The sequence below is a fragment of the Rugamonas sp. FW305-51 genome (genome assembly GCF_058786935.1).
Window position 1 is genome coordinate 1 of sequence record NZ_JBYSZG010000073.1, and the last position, 18,007, is coordinate 18,007.

An 18,007-nucleotide genomic window follows, 5' to 3' on the forward strand; every position below is an offset into this window, starting at 1 on the left:
ATGGCGGGCTGTGCGTTTCCAGGCCTGGCCGGCGGGACGGGCGGGCTTGGGCTTGGTCTGGCTGTGATAGGGGCCGTCGATACTGACCCGTGTCAGCATCGAGGTAGGGCGTGCGAATTGCAAGTTCGCGCGATGTAATAAAGAAGCAGTTCATTTCATTTATATAAACGAGGAAAATAATGAGCAAACCAGTCAATCGTCCTGAAAGCATCTCTTCCACCGAGCTCGATACCGCGGTACAGGAAGGCGTGCAGCGCGCCGAGAAAATTGAAGAAATGTCGGAAGCCGATCTGGACGGCGTGACCGGCGGTGTGGGTCCAACCGCAGGCATGACCGAGCCAATTAAGAACCTGTAATCCGTCCGAAAAAATTTTAGCGCTGGCGCATGCTCAGCCAGTGGCCGGCGCTGCGGGCAAGCTCCGTTCCAATCGCTGGAAATGGCGGTCGTGTTCCCACTGCCCTGACAGCGATTTTTATTTTTCATGCATGAGGAAAAAATGAATCAACCTGTTACCCGCGCCGAGCCTGGCGCGCCTGCCGAATCGGATGCCGCAGCAGGTGTCGGCGGCGTAGAACAAGCCGAGAACCTGTCCGAGAAAGAATTGGACGGTGTCGCCGGCGGCATTGATCCGTTGCCCAATTGGCTGAACTGGGACGCATAAAACCAGGCCGGCTAAGGCGATCGTAGTCTGATATTTCATCCATGAGGAAAAAAATGAACAAACCTGTCAATCGCCCGGAGCGCGTTGCGCCATCGGACCTGGATACGGCGATCCAGCAAGGCGTGGAACGCGCCGATCAAGTCAACGAATTGTCGAACGATGAACTCGATGGCGCCAATGGCGGCGTCATCACGCCCGGCAGGGTTTCGCTGCCTGACCCGCTGCCTGACATGTAAGTCTCGTATTTTAGCAAGGAAAACGGGAGCCGCTGAGCGTCTGGCGCGGTCTTCTCTTTTTACCACCGGTACAACAAAATAAACTTGTGGAGTAGGAACGCTATGTCAAATGAAGGAACGACGTGCCCCAGCGCACCTTGGAACAGCGAAGGCGCGCGGGTGTTTGGCGTGGTGGGCGGCGAAGTCAAGGCGCCCAAGGTATTGTTTCTGAAGCAAGTGATTGCACCGAGTAAAGAGCTTGAAGACAAACTGGGCGGTCGTCCACCGGAACAGGTCCTGCGCATCGCCGCACCCTGCGCCGGTTCGCAGTGCGGCCACCATGACGCCAGTATCAATGGCTGCGGCTTGGTAGGCAAGATTGTCCAGCATGTCGATCCGGTGGTCGACGTCTATGCGACCTGCGGTATACGCCCGACATGCGTCTGGTGGGCGCAGGAAGGCGTGCAAGCCTGCCTGCGTTGCCCGCAAATCGTTACCAATAACCGGATGCAGAGCGAGCAGGTGGTGCGGGCGGCCACGCTGGCTTGATGGAGCCCGGCCATTGCCGCTGACGCTGCAAAACCACTTTATATTAGTTTCATCCTCGAGGAAAAGACATGAATAAGACTGAAAAACCGCTCGTCTCGTCTGTTGAATCGGATGGCGCAGCCAATGCGCTGGCTAAAGACACGGTGCCAGGCGCGGAATTGTCCCAGGATCAGCTTGAAAAAATGAGCGGCGGGAATGACGGTGCCGAGGCATTTATCAAGGCGGTTTTTAACCGGTAATTGCCGGCGGCTGCGCTGGTGCTGACATGGCGCGCGCCAGCCGCCGCCGTCGCCGCTGGCGTGCGGCCGAGGGGGAGTGCGTGCGCATCAGCTTGCTATCGGGTTTGCGACAACTGGCGCTCATGCCGGATGGGGATTTTCCGCACGCCATGCCCATGCCGGCCGCATGGTTCAGTGCGGAATCATTTTTAACTTATTGATTTTAAACGATAATATTTAATTCCCGCCCGCAGCGCCATGCTGCCATCCGGCGCGGCCCACCTGACGCAGCAATGCTTCCCACCTCCCGCAGTCCCGCGTGATTTTTATTTTAAAAATGCAAAGTTTAAAGTAAATGCAATGCTCTATTGACAATCTTGTAGTGGCTATTTTACTATCGATGCATGGCTTTTCTGATAGGAAATAGCAATCGCCTGCTTGCAATTTTTGCATCAAACGCGCAGCCAGCCCATGGTTTGAATCGCCAAGTTAACGTGGATAGTTTTGCTTAAATAAATGATGCCAGATTTTGCCGACGTGCCGCATGCCTCCCAGCCAGGCCGCAATCTATTGTGGCTGCGGATCGGCGTGCTGCTGATTTTCGTCATCGCGTTGGTTCTGGTGCTCATTTCTTTTCTCAATTATTCGAATTACCGAAAAACCTATCTCGACCTCAATTTAACCCGCTATCTGATCCTGGCCAAGGATCTGCGCCAGACCGTGGTCGCCGGTTTGAATGTGGGTCTTAATCCTGGGGAAAACGTGCGCCTGGCGCCGGCGATCAAGGAGTTGGCGCAGCGTGAAAGCGGCATTCGCTTCATAGGCGTGCTCGATGAGTCGGGCGCGGTCATCAGCGACGGCAAGGTGCCGGCGGCGGCGGCGGCTTGGCGTAGCCACCTGGGCAGCACGACGGCCGGCGAGTATTGGCAAACAAGCGATGCCACGACCCTGCAAATCGGAATTCCTTTCGTAAACAATTTCAATCTCAAGGCCGGTGCGGTGGTGATCGGTTACGACCGCGCCGCCATCGAAGCGGCGACCGATAACATGCTGCTCAAGCTCAGTATCGACATCGTCGCGACCCTGCTGGTGCTGGCCGCGCTGACCCTGGCGGGCGTCTATGTGTTGACGCGCAAATTTGCCGCCGAACTGGGCAGTGTCGGCCGCACCCTCGATTCGGCCTTGAACGAGAGCGTCCCGCAGAAGATCGACGGGCATTTCCTGAGCGGAAGCGAGGCGCAGGACATCAACGAATTCACCACATTGAGCCATCGCGTCGCCAGCGAGATCGCGCGGCTCGAATGGGAGCTGATGCGGCCACGCCAGGCTGGACGCGAGCGCAGCGAGGAGCGCGCATGAAGAAGTTGCAGGTACGCCTGGTGCTGCTGTCGGCCACGCTGCTGGTACTGTCGGCCTTATTGCTGTCGTGGTTTGCGCTGCAGCATTTCGAGCAGGGATTGCCGCCGGAAATGGCGCGCACGGTCACCGCAGTCAGCTATTCCGCCGCCAATGTGATGGAAAAGGCATATGACAACGGGGTGCCACTGGACGAGATGGTCGGGGTCGAGGAATTCTTGAGCTCGATCCGCAAGGACAATCCCAGCATCGTGTACATCGTGGTCAGCGATGCGCAAGGCCGGCCGCTCTATCGCAGCGGCGTCGATATCCTGGCGCGTCAGCCGACGCTGCAAGACGTCATTGGCCGGGCAGTGAGCGGGGTCGTCAGCGCACGGGTGGGCGACTATTTCAACACCAGTGTGCCGCTGGTATTCAAGCGTTATCGGGTCGGCACCCTGCACCTGGGCCAACGGGCCGCGTTCGTCGAGCAGCAATTGAAGGAGATCGCCTACGATGTGGTCACGGTGCTGGTGGTCGGCAGCCTGATCGCCCTTGAGCTGATGCGATTCGTGCTGACCTTCGCCATTGCCACGCCAGTCGACGTGATGCGCGAATTTCTCGCCCGGGTGCGGCAGAAGGATTTCTCCTCCTACCTGCCCTATGACCGCCTCGGCGGCATCGGCCAGCTTAGTGCTCGTTTCAATCAAATCGTCGCCAACGTCAATGCACGCTATCACACCCTGATTGCGCACGCCGACGCCAGCGGCGTCCAACTGGGCGGCCTGGCGGCGCAGCGCCTGTCGGCCTTCCGCTTTCACGCGCCGGGCCAGCGCCAGGCCCTGTTTTCCTCGGCCCTGGCGCACATACGCTGGCCCTTCTTTTTGCTGATCTTTGCCGACTCGCTGTCCCTGTCGTTTTTCCCCGTGTTCGTCGGCCAGTTTTACACGCCGGCCATGGGGATTTCGAAAAACATCGTCATTGGCTTGCCGATCTCGATTTTCATGTTTACCTGGGCGCTGTCCATGCCTTGGGCCGGCATGTGGAGCGACCGGGTCGGCCATCGCAAAGCCTTCGTGGTCGGCGCCGCGATCACCACCGCGGGCCTGATCCTGACGGCCTGCGCCCAATCGCTTTATGATTTGCTGTTGTGGCGCTCACTGACCGCGCTGGGCTATGGTCTGGTGTTTATCACCGCGCAAAGCTATGTGACGAACAATACCCCGCCGGCCCAGCGCACCCGGGGCATGGCGGTTTTCCTGTCGAGTTTTTTTGCCGGCTCCCTGTCCGGCTCGGCAATTGGCGGGATCTTGTCCGACCGCCTCGGTTACGGCCATACCATCCTGCTGTCTGCGCTGTTGAGCGCCGCATCGGCGGTGTTCATCCTGCAGTTCCTGCCGACCAACCCCGGCGCCGCCCTCGCGGCCGCGGTGAAGAAAAAGCTGACCTTCAACGACTTCAAACTGCTGCTGCGCAATAAAAAGTTTGTTGCCATCACCTTCCTGGCGGCAGTGCCTGCCAAGATTGCCTTGACCGGTTTCCTGTATTACTCGGTGCCGCTGTATTTGAAATTGCAGGGCAATAATCAATCGACCACCGGACGGGTGATGATGACCTATGGCCTGGCCATCATCGCGCTGTCGCCGTTCGCCGCCAAGATGGCTGACCGCGTCGGCAAGCTGCGCTGGTTCGTCACGGTGGGGGGCTACGCGGCGACCCTGTCCATGTTCATAGTTTGCTATTTCGATAACATGCTGGGGTTGTTGAGCAGCATCACCTTGCTCGGCGTCGCCCATGCCATCGGGGTGTCGCCGCAACTGGCCCTGATTAACGATTTTTGCAAAGAGGTGGTACAGGAAGTCGGCAGCGGGACGGCGACCGGCATCTTCCGCCTGATCGAAAGGCTGGGCAACGTGCTCGGCCCCATTATCGCCGGCATCCTGATTTCCCAATTCGGCTTCCGGGGCGCTTTCCTTGGGATCGGCTGCGTGTCGTTTGTTTGTATCACCTGTTTTACCGCGATGTTTTTCTGGTTTGATCGCAATCAATCTCGCGCCGTGACGATAGTCAGGTAATGGAAGAAAGAAAGTGTCTATGTTTTTGCGTCAATTGGTTTTTCTGTGTTGCCTGCTGCCCGCCGCCGCCTGGTCGGCTGCCAGCGCCCCCGCCAAGCCCTACCGCATCATGATGATGTTGTATCGGGGCACTACCGATGCCGAAAAAGGCTTCATGGATTATTTCAAACGGCACCGCATCGCCGCCGAATTCATCGTGCGCGACGCCCAGGCCGACAGCAGCAAGATCGCCGGCTTCGTCCAGGAGGCGAAGACCTTGAAGCCCGACTTGATCTATACCTTCGGCACCACGGTCACCACCGAAGTGGTGGGCCTAGCGGGCGAGGTCGACCGTAGCCGCCACATCACCGACATTCCGGTGGTGTTCAACATCGTCGCCGATCCGGTTGGCGCGCGCCTGGTGACGGAGTTGAAGGCCTCGGGCCGCAATCTGACCGGCGCTTCGCACATGGTGCCGCTCAGTGCGCAGATGCAAGCGCTGCAGGCCATGCGCAACAAGCAGACGCTGGGCGTCATTTACAACCCCATGGAAAAGAACTCTTTGCTGGCGGTGCAGGGCTTGCAGAAGATCGCGCCGCGCTTTTCCATGACCCTGCAAACGGCGCCTATCCATGCCGACGCCAGGAACCAGGTCACGATCGAGGGGATAGGCGAGGCCATGCGTGAATTGCTGGAGAAAAAGCCGCAGTTCATTTACATCCCCTCCGATTCCTTCCTGATCCAGAACGCCGGGGTGGTGGTGCAGGCGGCGCAACAAGCCGGGGTGCCCGTGTTTGCCGCGACCGAGGCGCCGATCCGCGAGCATGGCGCCTTGCTCGGCTTGGTCAGCACCTATGCCAATGTCGGCGAGCTGGCGGCCCACAAGGCCGTGCAGATCCTGTCGGGAAAAGTGCCGGTCGGGCAGATCCCGGTTGAAACGCTGAATCGGTTCACTTACCTGGTCAACATGAAGGCAGCGAAAAAACTGGGCGTCTACCCGCCCCTGACGGTCATGAAATTTGCCGAATTGATCGCGCCGGCCGAGGTGATCGACGCGCGGGAATAGCACCGGCAGAGGCGGCAACTGGCCGTGGCGCAAACAAGGTCCGCGGCGCCCCGGCGCAGGCCGCGTACACATGGCGACCCGCTGCCCCTGCCCGGTGCGGCGGAGCGGATCGGCGATCAGGTATGGAATTGAGCGGGACGATGGATACACGGAACAACAAGGTGAAGCACCGGAACGATCGAACCGGCACGGGCGGGGCCGCGCGGATGTGCGCGGCGGCCATGCTGGGCCTGGCGTGCTGCCTGTTGCCGGCGGCAGCGGCGGAATTGGGCCTGGCCGAGGCGGTGCGCCTGGCCCTGGCCAGCAATCCGGCGGTCAGGGTGCAGGCGGCCCAGATCGATGTCGCCCTCGGGCAGCAAGCGCAAGCGGCCGGGCAGTTCGACCTGCTGCTCGGCTCGGGGCTCAGCTATTCGAAAGCGCTGAGCGTGCCGATCGGCACCGGCCCGCAAAGCACCGTGTTTTCGACCGGGTATCAAATTGGCGCCACGCAGCAGTTGCGCAGCGGCGCCAGCGTCGGCCTGGCACTCGATGCCAGCGCGCGTCAGGAGAGTCCGGGCACGCCGGCGCAGCCCTCGGGCAGCCAGGCCAAGCTGGGCGTGACCCTGGCGCTGCCTTTGCTGAAAGGACGCGGCGCGGCGGAAGTGGGCGCGGCCGAAGAGGCGGCCCGGCTCACGGTGCTGGCCAACCGCCACTTGCTCAGGGACAGGGCGGCGCAAATGCTGCAGCAAACCCTGTCGGCCTATTGGGCCTACTGCATCCGCGGCGCGCTGCTGAACGTGGCGATCAGCGGCGAGGAACGCAGCCGCGATCTGCTCAACTCGAACCAGAAACTGGTTGACGCCTCGGAAAAGCCGCGCGGCGACCTGGTGTTGCTGAAGGCCGACCTGGCCGACAAGATGGCCGCGCGCCAGGCCGCCGCGCTGGCCCTGAACGATGCCAAAATGGCGCTGGGGCGCCTGCTGGGGCTGGACGCGTTCGCGATCGGCCGGCTCGCCGCACCGGCCGATGCGCTGCCGGCCAGCGTCGAGTTGCCGACCGAATTTGCCGCCCAGTCGGCCGCCTTGCAGGCCGACGCGCTGGCGCGCCGGCCCGACCTGCGGGCGCTGGCCTTGCAGATCGAAGCGGCTGAACGCCAGAACGCGGCGGCGCGCCATCGCCTGCTGCCGGCGCTGGACCTGGAAGTGGGCCTGTCCTACACCAAGACGACGGAAAGCCGGCAGCACTTCGCGTTTCTCGACGACAGCGGGCGGCAACCTGCCGGTCCGTCGGTGGCGGCGCGGCTCAATTTTCAGTTCCCCTTGCAAAACCAGGTTGCCCGTGGCGCCGTCCTGGAGCGCTCGGCCCTGCTGACCCAACTGCAGATTCAGCAACGCGACTTGCTGACCGGCGTGGCCAGCGGCATCGACAGCGCCCTGCAAACCCTGGCCAGCAGCGCCGCGCAACTGAAGGTGGCGCAGCAGGCGCTGGCGCTGTACGAGCAGGCGGTGAACCAGGAAATTGTCAAGCAAAAGAACGGCATCGCCACCCTGATCGACGTCATCAATATCGAGACCCGCTACGTCAATGCGCGCGTCAATTTTTTGCAGACCCAGCTGGCGTACGCGAATGCCATCGCCAGGCTGCGCTTTGAAACGGGCACCTTGTTGCCGGGGACCATAGACGCCGGCGCGCAGACCGACAGTTTCGCGCTCGATGTCGACGAGCTGGCCGGCCTCGGTCCATTGTCGAAGCAACTTGCCGTCCCCCATTAATCCCAGAGTGAGTCGCGTATGACGAAAAAGAGCCTTTTCAGACAGGTTGCCTTGAACAAGCTGTCTTCGCCGGAAGAGCTGGACAGCCTGCTCCAGGTGACTTCCCCCCAAGGCTGGCTGGCCCTCGGCGGCGTGGCGGTGCTGCTGGCGACGGCGACCTTGTGGGCCATCTTCGGCAAGGTTCCGACCAAGCTGGTCGGGCAACAATGCATCCTGGTCAAAAACGGCGGCGTCAATGTGTTGACGACCGCCGCGAATGGCCGTCTGTCCGACCTTGCCGTTGACGTGGGCGACCGGGTCACCCGCGGCCAGATCATCGGCCGCCTGGAGCAATACGATCTGTTGCAAAAAATTGATGCGAGCAATGCCCGCCTGAAAGAGGTGCAGGCCCAGTACGACCAGGCCGTGGCGCTGGCGGCACAGAGCGCCGCGCTGCGCGAGGCCAGCGGCAGGCAGCAGGAACAGCATCTGTCGCACCAGCTGGCCTCGGCCAACCAGCGCCTGCAACTGCTCAAGGAGCGCATCGACACCCAGGCTGCCCTGTTCGACCAGGGCTTGATCACCAAGCAAACCCTGATCGCCTCGCAGCTGGAATCGGCCGCCGTCCAGCTGGAGACGGAAAACGTCAAGGCGCAGTTCAAGCAGCTCGAGGTGGCGCGCCTGGAGGGCAAGAAGCAAAGTGAGAATGAAGTCGTGCAGGCGCGCAATCAGCTGGAGGATGTCAAGCGCACCATCGCCCTGATGGTGCGCGACACCAAGAATTTCACCGCCATCGTCAGTCCCTATGCGGGGCGGGTGCTGGAAGTGAAGGTGGCCGAGGGCCAGCTGGTCGAACGCGGCACCGCGCTGATCAGCGTCGAATCGTCCGGCGTCGACGTCAACGAAATCGAGGCCTATGTCTACTTGCCTGCCTCCGACGGCAAGAAGGTACGGGGCGGCATGCAGGTGGAAATCAGCCCGAGCACGGCCAAGCGCGAGGAGTTCGGCTTCCTGCCGGCCTATGTGGCCACGGTGGCCGACTATCCCTCGACCAACCAGGGCTTGATGCGGGTGTTCGGCAACGACAAGCTGGTCCAGCAGTTGTCGGGGGCGCAGGCGCCGATCCAGATCACGGCGGCGCTCAAATCGTCGGCGAGCAACGTCAGCCACTATGAGTGGTCGACCCGCGCCGGGCCGCCGTTTTCGATCCAGAGCGGCACCGCGTGCTCGGCCGCGATCACGCTGACGGAACAAAGGCCGATCGAGCTGGTGATCCCGATGCTCAAGAAAGCCATAGGACAGGGGTAAAGCGAGACGATGCCAAATAAATTGATCAGTGCCGCCCGCGGCGCGCTCACGGGCTGCCTGCGCAAGTGCGGTGTCGCGCCGGCCCGGCCGCGCATCCAATCGCCCACCGTGCTGCAGATGGAAGCGGTCGAATGCGGCGCGGCGTCGCTGTCCATGATACTGGGCTATTACAAGAAATTCATTCCGCTCGAAGCATTGCGCATCGCCTGCGGCGTCTCGCGCGATGGCAGCAAGGCCAGCAATATCGTGACGGCGGCGCGCCACTACGGGCTGTTGGCGCGTGGCTTTCGCAAGGAACCGGCGGAATTGCGCACGGTGCCGCTGCCGGCGATTATCTTCTGGAACTTCAATCACTTCGTCGTGCTCGACGGCTTCGGCGAGAACCAGGTCTTTCTCAATGACCCGGGCCTGGGACGGCGCACCGTCACCGAGGCCGAATTCGACCAATCGTTTACCGGCGTGGTGCTGACGTTCGAACCCGGTCCCCAGTTCACCGCCTCGGGCCGGCCGCCTAGCCTGCTTGCCGGCTTGCGCCGCCGCCTGGTGGGCGCCAAGGCCGCCCTCAGCTATCTGGTGCTGGTCGGCCTGGCGCTGGTGGTGCCGGGCCTGGTGATCCCGGTGTTTACCTCGGTGTTCGTCGATCAGGTCCTCGTTGGCGGGCTCAGGGCCTGGGCCGCGCCGCTGATCGCCGGCATGCTGGCCACCAGCGCGCTGCTCGGCGGGCTGACCTGGCTGCAGCGCTACTATCTGCTCAAGCTCGACACCCGCATCGCCCTGAGCACGTCGGCCGCGTTCTTCTGGCATGTGCTGCGCCTGCCGGTGACGTTCTATAACCAGCGCTCGGCCGGCGATATCGGCGCGCGCGTGGGCATCAACGACCGGGTCGCCAACATCCTGTCCGAGGACCTGGCCGCCGGCCTGCTCAGCGTGCTCACGGCCCTGTTCTTTGCCGCCATCATGCTGTTCTATGACGTGGCCATGAGCCTGGTGACCATCGCCATCGTGGTGGTCAACGTGCTGGTGCTGCGCTTCGTCTCGCAGCGGCGCAAGGAACTCAATCAGAAATTGTCGATCGATAACGGCAAAGTCATCGGCACCTCGATGAACGGCTTGTTGCTGATCGAGTCGCTCAAGGCATCCGGGGCCGAATCCGATTTCTTCAGCCGCTGGGCCGGTTACCAGGCCAGGCTGATGAATTCCATGCAGGCCATGAGCCGCACCTCGATCGCGCTCGATTTGCTGCCGCGCTTCCTGACGGCAGCCAACACGGCCTTGATCCTGGGCCTGGGCGGCCTGCGCGTGATGGATGGCGAGATGACCATCGGTACCCTGGTGGCCTTCCAGGCCCTGGTCGCCAGTTTCGTCAGCCCGACCAATGCGCTGGTGGCGCTGGGCGGCAAGATCCAGGAATTTCAGGGCGACATGGATCGCCTCGACGATGTGATGCGCTATCCCTGCGATGATATCGAGGCCATGGACCAGGCGCAGGCGCCGTTGTTGTCGGCCAAGCTGGAAGGCCGCCTGGAGCTGCGCAATGTGACCTTCGGCTACAGCCGGCTGGAACCGCCGCTGCTGGAGAATTTCAATCTGGTGCTGCAGCCGGGACAGCGCGTGGCCCTGGTCGGTTCATCGGGCTGCGGCAAGTCCACCATCTCGAAACTGGTGGTGGGCTTGTACGAGGCCTGGAGCGGCGAAATCCTGTTCGACGGCAAGCCGAGAGCGGCCTGGCCGCGTCGCCAGCTATTGAATTCGCTGGCGGCGGTCGACCAGGATATTGCCATGTTTTCCGGCACCATCCGCGACAACCTGACCATGTGGGATGGTACGGTCCAGCAATCGGTGATGGTCAGCGCGGCCAAGGATGCCTGCATACACGACATTATCTCGACGCGCCAGGGGGGCTATGACAGCCTGGTGGCGGAAGGCGGCAGCAACTTCAGCGGCGGCCAGCGCCAGCGGCTGGAAATTGCCCGCGCGCTGACCTCGAATCCGCGCTTGCTGGTGCTGGACGAGGCCACCAGCGCACTCGACCCGTTGACGGAGAAAATTGTCGACGGCAATCTGCGGCGGCGCGGCTGCAGTTGCCTGATCGTGGCCCATCGGCTCAGTTCGATACGCGACTGCGACGAGATCATCTTGCTCGACAAGGGCAAGGTGCTCGAGCGCGGTTCGCATGAGCAATTGATGGCATTAAACGGCAGCTATGCGAGGTTGATTGCCAATGAATGACAGACACCATCTGACCTTGGACGCCCAGCTGCGCCAATTGGGGCGGGGCGGCGGGCAGCGCGGCCTGCAGCTGATCGGCACAGACCATCCGGCCTGGTTTATTGAACGGGGCACGGTCGACGTCTTCTTGCTGGCGGCCAGCGAAGCGGGCGGCGCCGGCGTGCGCGAGCATTTGTTTTCAGTGGGGGCGGGGCAGTTGCTGGTTTTTCCCGCCGAGTCCGGCGTGGAGCAGGAGGCGCTGGCGGTGCTGCCCGGTCCCGATACCCAATACCGCGTCATCGAGCGCGCCCCCTTGCGCGCCGCCCTGGAGCAGGCCGGCGCGCCAGCGGCGGCCGCGCTGATCGGCCAACTGATCGACCAGATCGGCCAGGGCTTTCGCGACAGCGCGCCGCCCAAGTGCGTGCCGCTCGAACCGGGCGCGCGCAGCACCGGCGCCGACCAGACGCTGGCGCTGGCGCCGGCGGCAGCGGGCATGTGGCTCGATCTGCGCGCCGGCCAAGCCAGCTATTTCGGCCACACCGCGCTGGCCGTGGGGCGGCTTCAGCCGTTGCCGCCGAACACCTGGCTGACGCTGTCGGCCGACAGCCAATTGCTGGCGGCCGACAGCGCGCAGGCGGCGGCCAGCCTGTCATGCGGCGCGCTGCTGGCAGCGGCCGACAGCATGTTTTCGCTGTTGCTGCACGCGGCCATACGGCATAAGCGCAAGCGTGAAGCGGAAGAGCTCGATCGGCTGGAAAAGAAACGCGCGATCGGCCGCCAAGCCATGGCCGATGCGCTCGGCAGTTTCGTCTCGCTGTTCAATCTGCGCCAGCGCGCCGGCGTGCAGCTCGAGGGCGGCGATTACCTGCTCAACGCTTGCCAGCTCATCGGCGCGCGCATGGGCATCGCGTTCAAGGCGGCGCCGCCGGCGGTGGCCGGCGCCAAGCGGCGCGATCCGGTCCGCGACATCGCCCAGGCTTCCGGCGTGCGCACCCGCATCGTGGCATTGAAAAACGCCTGGTGGCGCAACGATAACGGTCCCTTGCTGGTGTTTCCCGAAGCGGGGGGCAATGCCTTTGCGCTGCTGCCGCTGCGCAAAGGCGGCTATGAGGCGATCAACGCCCTGACCCAGGAGAAATTCCCCGTCACAGCCGAGTTCGCCGAGGCAATCAGGCCGTTCGCCTACACCTTTTACGCCGGTTTGCCGAGCCGAAAATTATCGCTGTGGGACGTGCTGCGCTTCGTGGCCTTCGGGATCCGCCGCGATATCGTCACGGTCGCCGCGATCGGCATGCTCAGCGCGCTGCTGGGCATGGCCATACCGCTTGCCAGCGGCCATTTGTTCGACAACGTCTTCCCGGCCGCCGACCGCGGCCAGATGGTGCAGATCGTGCTGGTCCTGTTCATCGCCAGCCTGGTCACCCTGTTGTTCGAGGCGACCCGCGCGCTGGCGATGCTGCGCATCGAGGGCAAGGCGGGCAGCGACTTGCAAGCTGCCGTATGGGACCGCGTGCTCAGCCTGCCGGTGCCGTTTTTCCGCGACTACTCGGCCGGCGATCTGGCCACCCGCATCAACGGCATCAACGAGATCCGGCGGGCGCTCTCGGGCACCGTCATTTCCTCGCTGGTCAGCGGCCTGTTTTCGGTCATGAATGTGTTCCTGCTGTTTTACTACAGCGCCAGGCTGGCCTGGCTGGCGATCGCGCTGGTGCTGGTGGCGATCGCTTTCAATCTGGTGATCGGTCACTTCAGCCTGCGCATCCGGCGCCGCGCGGCCGACGTGAACGGCAAGGTCGCCGGCCGGGTGCTTGAATTCCTGAGCGGGATCACCAAGCTGCGCATCACCGGCTCGGAATCGCGCGCGTTTGCCAACTGGGCCGCCGATTTCGCCCTGCAAAAGCGCCTGGCCTTGCGCGCCGGCCGCTTGGCCAATGTGAGCAGCATGTTCAACGCGGCCTTCCCGGTCGCCTCGAATGCCCTGATCTTCGCCTGCATCGGTATCGCCCTGGCGGAATATGAGGGCTTCAAATTTTCCACCGGCGACTTCATCGCCTTCAACGCGGCCTGGACGATCTTCCTCGACTCGGCGCTGTCGGTGGTGCGCACCTGCATCGAGGTGCAGTCGATCGCGTCGACCTATGAGCGCACCCGGCCGATCCTGGAAACCGAACCCGAGGTCGACCAGAGCAAGGCCTATCCGGGCGAGCTGCTCGGCGCCATCGAGTTGAGCAAGGTCCGCTTTGCCTATACGCCCGATGGCCCGTTGATCCTCGATGACGTTTCGCTGTCGATCAAGCCGGGCGAGTTCGTGGCCCTGGTCGGCGCCTCGGGATCGGGCAAGTCGACCTTGCTGCGCCTGATGCTGGGATTCGAGCAGGCGTCCCAGGGCGGGATTTATTACGATGGCCACAATCTCGACGAAGTCGACATCGGCGCGGTGCGGCGCCAGCTCGGCGTCGTGCTGCAGGGCGGGCGGGTCATGAGCGGCGATATCTATACCAACATCGTCGGCGCCACCGCCCTGACCCGGGACGATGCCTGGGAAGCGGCGCGCGCCTGCGGCCTGGACCAGGATATCAACGCCATGCCGATGGGCATGCACACCCTGCTGAGCGATGGCGCCGGCACCTTGTCCGGCGGCCAGCGCCAGCGCCTGCTGATTGCCCGCGCCATCGTCAACAAGCCACGCATCATTTTCTTCGACGAGGCTACCAGCGCGCTCGACAACCAGAGCCAGGCCACCGTCAGCGCCAGCATGGAGCAGCTGCGGGCCACCCGGGTGGTCATTGCCCACCGCCTCAGTACGATCATCAATGCGGACCGCATTTACGTGCTGGAGAAGGGCAAGATCGTGCAATGCGGAACGTATGAACAGTTAATGTGCCAGGATGGCTTGTTCGCCGAACTGGCGAAACGCCAAATGGCATGAGAGATGGACCGATTATGAAAACCTTGTCTTGTTTACTCGCCGCTGTCCTCGCTTTGTCCGCTTGCGAGCAGGAACCCCTGGCCCAGCAACGCGCCAGGCGCCTGGCCGACAGTACGGGCGACATCGTGATCGCGGTGGCCTGGCCATTGCAATCGAGCAAAGCGACCCTGGTCAACGGGATCGCGCTGGCGGTCGATGAAATCAACCGCCAGGGTGGCATCCTGGGGGGGCGCAAGATCAAGGTCTTGCTCAAGGACGATGCTGCCTCGCTCAGTACCGGCCGTCTGGTGGCGCAGGAAATCGCCGACAATCCCGAGGTGGCGGCCGTGATTGGCCACCTCAATTCCTACATCGCGGCGCCGGCCTCGCAAATCTACGAGCGCGCCGGGCTGGTGATGGTCACGCCCGGCGCGAGCGGGCAGAAAATCACCGAGCAGGGCGGGCAATATGTGTTCCGCAGCCTGCCGGGCAATCGCGACCAGGGCCGCCAGATCGGCGATTACGCCGCCGCCCAGGGGTATAAGAGCGTGGCGATCTACTACATCAAAAACGATTACGGGATTGATCTGGCCAACTACTTCGAACAGCGCGCGCGTGAGCTTGGCATCGTGGTGACGGACCGCCGTTCCTACGATATGGGCGGCGACGACCATGCCGTGGTATTGGGAAACTGGGCCTCTTTCCTGAAGATGGACGCCATTTTCCTGGTTGGTTCCCTGCCTGAAAGTTCGCAAATCCTGCGCGAAATCCGCGGCGCCGGCCTGACCCTGCCGGTATTCGGTGGCGCCGGATTGGATTCGCCCGAGCTGATCAAACGCGGCGGCGCCAGTGTCGAGGGCACGGTGGTGTTTTCCTTGTTCAATCTTGACGATCCGCGCCCCGAAGTGCGGGCTTTCGGCGAGACCTTCAAGGCCAAGTTCGGCGTATGGCCGGACGGCACCGCGGCCCAGGGCTATGACGCCCTGAAGTTAGTGGCCCATGCCATGCAGACGGCGCACAGTGCCGTGCCGGCCAAGGTCGCCGCCGCGTTGCGCGCCACCAAAGACTGGCATGGCGTCACCGGCAGCCACACCTATAGCGAAAAAGGCGACCTGGTCGCCAAGCAGCTGGCCAAGGTCGTGGTACAGGATGGAAAATTTGTGTATTTCGACACAAATCCACCCAAAAAATATTCAAATTAACCTCAATTTTTTCTTGCCAATATGGTAATTAATAGAATATTATTTATTTTGTAATTTTATTCTTTTTTCAGTATTGCACGGCGTTCTACAGCTGTTTCGACTGATGGCAGCTGAGCTGTGCATGCCGTTGCCATCGGGCCCAGGCGCACGATCGATGGCGCTTGGCGATGGTAGCGGTATGCAAACTCCATGCGGTCGTGCTCATTGCATGGGGTAAGTAAATGAGCAATGTTAATCCCTACTCAACAAGGAAAAAAAATGGAAAAGAACGGAACCCGCCCGCAACGCATCTCCCCTGATGAAATCGATACCGCCGTTGACGAGGCGCTGCAGCGCGTCGAACAAGGCAAGGACCTGTCGGAAGAAGAACTCAAAAAGGTCAACGGCGGCACGTTGCCGATCGATACCCGCGGCGGCATGCTGGCGAAGTAAGTCTTGTCGTGATTTAGGTAGGCGGCGATCCGCCTTGGCGCTTGCCGCTTGCCCAGCGAACACTGTCGCATTATCGAGGAGAATGATTATGACTGAAAAGAAATTGCAAGACGCCCAAGCTGCAACGAGCATTGATGTTGCCCAAGCTGAAACCCCTGACGCCCCATTGTCGCAAGACGAGTTGAACGGCGTGACCGGCGGCAGCCTCATCAGCGCCCTCCGAGACGCCCTGAACGCCGGCAACAAGGACGCCTGAGTGCCCAGGAGGCCGGCTTGGCAAGCGCCTGGCGCTTGCCTGTCCTGACTGCCGATGCAAACAACAACGGAGTGGTGGCCCATGTCGAATGAAGGAAACGTGTGTCCCAGCGCGCCCTGGGAAGTGGAGGGGGGCAAGGTATTCGGGGTGGTCGGAGGCGATATCAAGCGCCCCAAGGTCATGTTCCTGAAACAATTGATACCACCCAGTAAAGAGCTTGAAGCCAAACTGGGCGGCGTCCGGCCAGACGAAGTGTTTCGGGTTGCCGCGCCGTGCGCCGGCTCAGGCTGCCGTCATCACAATGAGACGACCCAAGCGTGCAATTTGGTCAGCAATATTGTCGAACAGCTCGATCCGGTCTACGACGCCTACGCCACCTGCGCTATTCGGGCCACTTGTATGTGGTGGGCGCAGGAGGGCGTGAAGGCCTGCGTGCGCTGTCCGCAGATCGCCACCCTGAACCATGTGCCGGGGGCGCGCGTGGCGCGTGCCGTGGCGGCCGATTGAACGCGCTTCCCGTCGGCCCGGCCGGGTGCCGGGGCTGCGGCTAGCGTTGCGTGCATGGCCTAACCATTCAGGGAATGGTAGGGATCGTAAGTCAGATCCGGGGCCGGCACCGGCGTGGCGCCATTGCATCGCATGGGCAGCATAGAATAGACGGGAAAATGAATAACGGCATGCAGCCTGGGCTGAATGCCGTTTTTTATCGCCTTGCGCCCACAAACGGCATGCGTGGGCAAGCATGGACGATGACCGGTTTTGCCTACTCGGGCGCCGCGCCGCCTTCCTGGCTGACAGGCCTGAGTGGGGGGGCGGTGTGCGACCACTTCCAGTCCGGCGCTCGCGGCCCGGCGTTGTGCGGATGGTCGCGCAGCAGGTCATCGATGGCCACGTCCAGTTCGGTCGTGCTCGGCGTGAGCGGGCAATTGGGGATCATGAGGTGCCTTATGTCGTTTGGACGGTACAGACCACTTGCCGCGGCGGACAGGCTGCGGCGGGTTCGGGGTGTGCAGCGTTGTGCTCGCCTTTCGCGCCGACGCCTGGCCGTCTCCTGTCCTGGGGTCAGAGTCCCAGCGCTTTTTTAAAGTCGTTGGCGGCGTCAACCCAGGGGGCGCCACCGTTGATGTCTTTCAATTGCGCATTAGACAGTTCAGCGCTCTCTTGTGGCGAGCCGGCTTGGTCCAGCGCAGCGCCGTCCTGGTCTTCTGGCTTGTGTTCCTTGTGATTCATGCTTTTCCTCTGTATGGGTGGACGAGTTGACGTCGCTCTCGCGTCGTCAACTTGATGGCGGGGCGCGCCGGGGCGGGGCGATCGGCGCAAGGCGTGGCCCCAATGGCGCGGCACCGGCGTCAAACGGCGTCAGGAATCGGGTCGTTATAGCCTGGCAGCGGTTCTGGCATCGGCAGTGGCTGGCGCAGCACGCCGCCGGCAACGCCGTCCAGCTCCTGAATGTTCAATTCGTCGCCTTGCTTGCCTGCCTGGCTGTTGTCGTTCATTGCAACATCAGTTGGTTTCATTTTTTCCTCGTTAATTAATTGATTGAAATGACAGTACTGCAACGACCCACATGGCTAGTCATGCGGTCTATCCATGCACAGGCGCCACGCGTCTGTGCCCGGAACCCGGAAGGCGTCCACGCGCCGGTTTTTCATCTGCATTGCCTGAGCGCGACATCCATGCTGCATCAGTGGCAATACTGATAAAAAAACAAAATTATCTTATAGAAAAGTTACATTAATTCGACACTATTAACAAGATGTTATTTGTAAATGACAACTATGTTGAATTTTTACCACAAGGGATGAGCTGGGAGGGAGCTGGCGCACGGCAGGCGCGCTATGGCCGGCCTGGCGTTGCCGGGGGG

18 protein-coding genes are annotated in these 18,007 nt (G+C 62.0%); 16 read left to right on the plus strand and 2 right to left on the minus strand.

The genetic code is table 11. The features are described from left to right. Positions 1-179: 179 nt before the first annotated feature. From AC3WOS_RS27290 to AC3WOS_RS27365, 16 genes are all read left to right on the plus strand, one after another. Positions 180-356, plus strand: a complete 177-nt coding sequence (locus AC3WOS_RS27290) for a hypothetical protein (protein WP_492720291.1) — start codon at positions 180-182, stop codon at positions 354-356. Positions 357-497: 141 nt separating this feature from the next. Beyond that, complete coding sequence (locus AC3WOS_RS27295; RefSeq protein WP_492720293.1) at positions 498-662, plus strand: hypothetical protein; 165 nt, start codon at positions 498-500, stop codon at positions 660-662. Positions 663-715: 53 nt separating this feature from the next. Beyond that, the gene (locus tag AC3WOS_RS27300; protein WP_492720295.1) at positions 716-898 is read left to right on the plus strand and encodes a hypothetical protein; all 183 of its coding nucleotides are present in this window, start codon (positions 716-718) and stop codon (positions 896-898) included. A gap of 102 nt (positions 899-1,000) precedes the next feature. Then, the gene (locus AC3WOS_RS27305) at positions 1,001-1,426 is read left to right on the plus strand and encodes a nitrogen fixation protein (RefSeq protein ID WP_492720297.1); all 426 of its coding nucleotides are present in this window, start codon (positions 1,001-1,003) and stop codon (positions 1,424-1,426) included. A gap of 68 nt (positions 1,427-1,494) precedes the next feature. Next, positions 1,495-1,665 carry a hypothetical protein gene (locus AC3WOS_RS27310; protein ID WP_492720299.1) on the plus strand — a complete coding sequence of 57 codons (171 nt, stop codon included), beginning with the start codon at positions 1,495-1,497 and terminating at the stop codon, positions 1,663-1,665. A gap of 495 nt (positions 1,666-2,160) precedes the next feature. Next, positions 2,161-3,003 carry a hypothetical protein gene (locus AC3WOS_RS27315; protein ID WP_492720300.1) on the plus strand — a complete coding sequence of 281 codons (843 nt, stop codon included), beginning with the start codon at positions 2,161-2,163 and terminating at the stop codon, positions 3,001-3,003. After that, positions 3,000-5,054 carry an MFS transporter gene (locus tag AC3WOS_RS27320; protein ID WP_492720302.1) on the plus strand — a complete coding sequence of 685 codons (2,055 nt, stop codon included), beginning with the start codon at positions 3,000-3,002 and terminating at the stop codon, positions 5,052-5,054. Before AC3WOS_RS27315 ends, AC3WOS_RS27320 begins: the two co-directional genes overlap by 4 nt. A 19-nt stretch (positions 5,055-5,073) precedes the next feature. Continuing rightward, positions 5,074-6,099 carry an ABC transporter substrate-binding protein gene (locus AC3WOS_RS27325; RefSeq protein WP_492720303.1) on the plus strand — a complete coding sequence of 342 codons (1,026 nt, stop codon included), beginning with the start codon at positions 5,074-5,076 and terminating at the stop codon, positions 6,097-6,099. 140 nt (positions 6,100-6,239) lie between these two features. Continuing rightward, a complete protein-coding gene (locus tag AC3WOS_RS27330; protein WP_492720305.1) occupies positions 6,240-7,850 on the plus strand; it encodes a TolC family protein in 1,611 nt (536 codons plus the stop codon). Between the two features lie 51 nt (positions 7,851-7,901). Next, a complete protein-coding gene (locus AC3WOS_RS27335) occupies positions 7,902-9,137 on the plus strand; it encodes an NHLP bacteriocin system secretion protein (RefSeq protein WP_492720306.1) in 1,236 nt (411 codons plus the stop codon). A 9-nt stretch (positions 9,138-9,146) separates the two neighbouring features. Continuing rightward, positions 9,147-11,366 carry an NHLP family bacteriocin export ABC transporter peptidase/permease/ATPase subunit gene (locus AC3WOS_RS27340; RefSeq protein ID WP_492720307.1) on the plus strand — a complete coding sequence of 740 codons (2,220 nt, stop codon included), beginning with the start codon at positions 9,147-9,149 and terminating at the stop codon, positions 11,364-11,366. Next, positions 11,359-14,274, plus strand: coding sequence for an NHLP bacteriocin export ABC transporter permease/ATPase subunit (locus AC3WOS_RS27345; protein WP_492720309.1), 2,916 nt, complete (start codon positions 11,359-11,361; stop codon positions 14,272-14,274). Before AC3WOS_RS27340 ends, AC3WOS_RS27345 begins: the two co-directional genes overlap by 8 nt. A 14-nt stretch (positions 14,275-14,288) precedes the next feature. Then, positions 14,289-15,455 (plus strand): ABC transporter substrate-binding protein, encoded by a 1,167-nt coding sequence (locus tag AC3WOS_RS27350; RefSeq protein ID WP_492720310.1) that lies wholly within the window; start codon positions 14,289-14,291, stop codon positions 15,453-15,455. A 258-nt stretch (positions 15,456-15,713) separates the two neighbouring features. Beyond that, the gene (locus tag AC3WOS_RS27355; RefSeq protein ID WP_492720312.1) at positions 15,714-15,887 is read left to right on the plus strand and encodes a hypothetical protein; all 174 of its coding nucleotides are present in this window, start codon (positions 15,714-15,716) and stop codon (positions 15,885-15,887) included. A gap of 88 nt (positions 15,888-15,975) precedes the next feature. Then, complete coding sequence (locus AC3WOS_RS27360) at positions 15,976-16,143, plus strand: hypothetical protein (protein ID WP_492720313.1); 168 nt, start codon at positions 15,976-15,978, stop codon at positions 16,141-16,143. Positions 16,144-16,224: 81 nt separating this feature from the next. Continuing rightward, positions 16,225-16,650 carry a nitrogen fixation protein gene (locus AC3WOS_RS27365; RefSeq protein ID WP_492720315.1) on the plus strand — a complete coding sequence of 142 codons (426 nt, stop codon included), beginning with the start codon at positions 16,225-16,227 and terminating at the stop codon, positions 16,648-16,650. Positions 16,651-17,205: 555 nt separating this feature from the next. On the opposite strand, the gene AC3WOS_RS27370 is transcribed toward AC3WOS_RS27365, so the two are convergent. Together AC3WOS_RS27370 and AC3WOS_RS27375 are read right to left on the minus strand one after the other, a co-directional pair. After that, positions 17,206-17,373, minus strand: coding sequence for a hypothetical protein (locus AC3WOS_RS27370; RefSeq protein ID WP_492720317.1), 168 nt, complete (start codon positions 17,371-17,373; stop codon positions 17,206-17,208). A 119-nt stretch (positions 17,374-17,492) separates the two neighbouring features. Further along, complete coding sequence (locus AC3WOS_RS27375) at positions 17,493-17,660, minus strand: hypothetical protein (protein ID WP_492720319.1); 168 nt, start codon at positions 17,658-17,660, stop codon at positions 17,493-17,495. Between the last annotated feature and the right edge of the window lie 347 nt (positions 17,661-18,007).